Consider the following 4,732-nt stretch of genomic DNA (forward strand, 5'->3'; position numbering starts at 1 on the left):
CCAAGGCTTACATTTTTGACCCAAAGGTGACTAGCATCATACACATAACGTTCACTGCTTTCGCGAGACCATTTAAAGTAGTTAGTGCCACCCTGTGAATTTTTCGCATTGGGATTAGAACCAGGATTTTGCGGAGACCTCCAGCGATCCTTGGCTTTGTCCAAAACATTGAACACACCATCCATATTCATAGTAGAGGCTTCAATATTCCTGTATATATCAACATTCTGGACACCGAGAAGTAAAACGTTAAAATCAAACCTCTTAAAGTCCATATCAAGCGTATGCCCCCAGGTAAAACCCGGATTAGGGTTGCCTATTTCCACCATGTCTTTGGTATCATACGTTACTTCACCATTACCATCTGCGTCTAAAAATTTCATGCCCCCCGGAATAACCCCATCCTGCCTGGGTGCTTTATCGATTTCATCCTGGGTATTAAAAATTCCGAGCTTCTTGTAACCATAAATCATCCCAATAGGGCGGCCAACTTTCTGAACATTATATCCTCCATAAAAACTACCATAATATAATGCATCATTCGGACCTTTGATAGCAAGTATTTTATTTCTGTTGAATGCAATATTAAATCCATTACGGATATTAACCTTACCCCACTTGGCTCTGTGGTCAACCGCAAATTCAAACCCCTTGTTCTCCACTTTTCCAATATTGGACAAACTGGAAGTAAATCCTGAAACTGCTGGTATGCTTATTGGCAACAGCATATCTTTGGTAGTTTTGTTATAGTATTCTGCTGTTATTATCAGTTTATTATTAAACAATGAGAGATCCATCCCTACATCCAGTTGATCAGACTTTTCCCATTCTAAAGCGGAGTTTGCAAAGGAACCAACGGTTACCCCAGAAGCTATAGCATTGTTCAGAATGTAATTATTAGTATTAAGGAAGGATAAACTGGAATAATTGCCTATATTATTATTCCCGGTTTTACCCAAGCTGGCTCTGAACTTCAGGTCTGTTAACCATGAAAATTTCGGCATGAAATTCTCTTCTGTAACCCTCCACCCGATGGATGCAGCAGGGAAATTTCCATACTTATTTTTTTCACCAAATCTGGAACTTCCTTCCCGGCGAATCGAAGCAGAAAATAAATATTTGTCTTTATACGAGTAGTTCATTCTACCGATATACGCCATCAGGCTCCATCCAAATTCGGCCGAGTTGGAGGATCTTAATACGGCAGCACCAAGGTAAGGTACCAGGTCGTCAGGGAACGTATTCCCTGTCCCGGAAACGTTTTTTACCGTCTCTTCCTGGGCAGTGAAACCAGCAAGAAAATCTATTCTTTGATTTTCACCGATCTTAGGCTCATAGGTCAATATCTGATCTGCTGAATAGTTAGTTAATTCACCATTTGATGCACTTGCTGTCGCAATTCTTGGAGGAGCTCCTGAAAGTCCTGCTGCAGTTCCGGCACCAATAGTAGACGGAGTAAATCCATTGGCCCTATTATAAGTTAACCGGGCATTAAGTGCAGACTTGAATTTTAAATTTTTAAGAAGCGAAAACTCAAGAAAACCATTAGATAATACATCTGCTATATCCTGCTTGTTGATAACATTATTGAGCAAAAACACAGGATTGGGATATCCAAAAACGCCATCCGCTCCTCCTATATATGGCCTCATAGTTCCATCGGTGTTATACACAGGTTCCCGGGGATCCATAATCAGCGTCTGCCCTATTATGGCACCACGACCGTTCGTATTAGCGAGATTTTGTCTGGAGAAAGTTCCGCTCAGATTCCAGCCCATTGAAATAAATTTATTTATGTTCCCTCCTATATTAGAACGGGCAGAAAACCGGTCATAATTTGTTTTAATGACCGCACCATCTTCTTTATAGTACCCTAATGAAACCATTGATTTGATGGCTCCCTGACCTGAAGTCAGGCTAAGATTATAGTCAGTATATGGGGCATTCTTGTTAAGAATCTCATCAAACCAATTCGTTGAATATTTAGTTTGTTCCGGAAAACGGTATCCTAATGGAACCTCATCAATGGTAGGCTCTCTTTTTTGGAAATATCGGATTTGGTCCATGAAAACATCTTTTTTAAACTGGGCGAATTCTACCCCGTTCAAAACAGTCACCTTTCGTGAATCAGGAATGTTCTGAATACCGTAATCGACAGAAAAATTCAAATTCATCTGTCCGTCTTTACCATTTTTTGTAGTAATCAGCACCACGCCATTTGAGCCCCTTGCTCCATAAATTGCAGTGGCAGCGGCATCTTTCAATATTGAAATACTTTCAATATCATTTGGGTTAATATTTTGCCCTGTACTGGTTCCTAAGGCAAATCCATCAATTACATACAAGGGTTCACTACCCGCACCTAAGGATCCGATTCCTCTAATTCTCACTTGAAATTCAGCTCCAGGCCGTCCGTCTTGTTGCCTAACCACCACCCCTGGCGCCTGGCCCTGGATCAACTGCGTTATCCCTCTCGAAGGAGTTTCTCCAATATCCTCCATATTTATTGTTGACACTGCAGAAGTGATATCCCGTTTCCTTTGGGAACCATAACCTACTACTACGACTTCATCTAGTGAAGCGTTGGACCGTACCAAAAGAATGTTAATAGTTTCTCTACTGTTAACAGGTACTTCCAGGGTTTCATAACCAATATAACTAATAACTAAAGTTGCATTTTCCGGCGAATTCAGAGAATAGGTACCTTTCGCATCTGTAGAAACACCAATATTAGTTCCTTTGACTTTCACGGAAACACCTATTAGCATTTCCCCTGATTTCTGGTCGGTGATCATTCCTTTTACCGTGATATCAGCTTTCGATGGCATTTTACCGCTAATAATATTGTTGCCTGAGGTAATAGCAATTCGGCCATTATGATTTTTCAAAGCTGCTGTTACAGGCAGGAGATCGTAACTAATCAATAGAACTAAAGTGAATAAGTTCATACTGATCATTCTCCAATTCCTTAACAAATACCTGTTTTTGGGTGTAGTAATTTGTTTTTTCATGTATTGCTATTTTATGGTCTAATTATTCTTTTAAAAATTCTGCAAGAGATTGGAGCCACCTCTGGATCTGAAATAGATATCAAATACAGTTAACATTATCACCGGAAATAGAAAAGTCCTGAATACGCTCTTTTTCGGCTCATTCTGAACGACGTCAATCTGCTTGATTGTTGTATGACCCTTGTACAATTTCTACTAAAAATCCCTAGAATAGCAAGTTATGTCATCGTCACCTGATTCTTTAATATCCTCGGATTAAATTTGGCTGATTTCATTTTAGTGTTTTTTATAATTTAAATATGACTCTTTAACACAAAAACTTTTTTAATTTTTAAATCATTAACCCAATTTAGGGATGAATATTTACTATTCTGTCCTGTCCTGACCTGATGTGTAAAAAAAATATTACATTAAAAAGAATAATGTTAACTACCTCATATATAAATAATTGTAAAACCGTAACTTTTTGTTTGCAATAAGAAATATCCCAAAGAGCTTATGTGATATATATCCCAAAAAAAGAAAAGAAGCCGACTTTCGCCAGGAAGGCAAATACGGAGCAGGCTTTCACATTATTTCGATTCTTTAAGCATTCAGGACTGTAAAGAATGTATCAATAAGGTTGATTAGGAGTTTAAAGTGAGAAGATCATTCCAAATAAGCGCGATACATTACAAGGATGGTCTCAGTGTAAGTTTAAAAGGCACCTTTACCTGTTCTCTGGAATTGCATAGTATTAATTGAGCGGCAATGAATCCCATTTGATGAAAATCGGTGGATATAGTTGTAATACCATTTAAAATCACTTTTTTAAGAGGAGTTTCATTATAGGAAATAATGCCCACCTGTTCACCAATTTTAAAATCCAGTAGCATAATTCTCTCAATTAAAGTAACCAGATCAACTTCCATAACATTAATGTACACTTCTCCCACATTAATGGGTTCTTCAACAATATCACTAATTACCTTGTAGGAAAAAGTATGATCCTGACAAAAGTTTTTAAATCCCTTGAGTATCTCTGGAGGGTAGTAGCTATTTTCGGGGAAGATAATTTTCAAGGTATGATATTTAGCTAGCTGATCAATTGCTTCATTAAGGCCGTTATAAATATCCCATTCAAAATTTTCGTATGCGGCAGCAAATTCACCTGTTAAACCAGGTACTAATTTATCTAATAACAGAAGTTTTTCTTTTGGAATAGTATTAATGATCTCATGGGCATTTGCACCCCCTTCAATAAAATGAGGTATAATAACATAATGAGTATAATCATCTTTCCTGTTTAACAGCAGCCTTTTAAATAATAGAAAATCATTATTATAAATATAAAAGTCTATTAAAGCATTCTCACCTAAGGATTCGGCAAATGAATCATAAATAGTTTTTTTATGTGAGCTAAGCTTATTAAAAAGCAAGAAAATTTTGAGTGTCTGTAGAAATTCAATGTTTTTTATGAAATAACCTCTTCTTGGAACAGCTTCTATTATACCGCTATTTTTAAGACATTTATATCCTCTTTCTACTGTATCTCTCGCAATATCCAGTTCTATACTCAATTCATTTATGGAAGGCATTTTTTCGCCTTTTTGAATATTTCCACTCTCAATTTCTCTTTTTACAGAATTAACAATCTGTAAATACTTAGGAGTAATAGAGTATTCATCCACGCTGATCAAATCTATCATTCCTAACTTTTTCATAATATTCGGATTTATTTG

At 37.1% G+C, this 4,732-nt stretch carries 2 protein-coding genes; both read right to left on the bottom strand.

Annotated elements, in window-relative coordinates; all coding sequences use genetic code 11:
* Positions 1-3,011, bottom strand: a 3,011-nt coding sequence (locus tag ACLL8Z_RS08300) for a SusC/RagA family TonB-linked outer membrane protein (protein ID WP_411274305.1), incomplete at its 3' end; no start/stop codon positions are given.
* Between the two features lie 671 nt (positions 3,012-3,682).
* Positions 3,683-4,732: GntR family transcriptional regulator (locus tag ACLL8Z_RS08305; protein ID WP_411274306.1), on the bottom strand; the 1,050-nt coding region annotated here is incomplete at its 5' end.

This window comes from Daejeonella sp., assembly GCF_046590655.1.
In the GTDB taxonomy this organism is placed as follows: domain Bacteria; phylum Bacteroidota; class Bacteroidia; order Sphingobacteriales; family Sphingobacteriaceae; genus Daejeonella.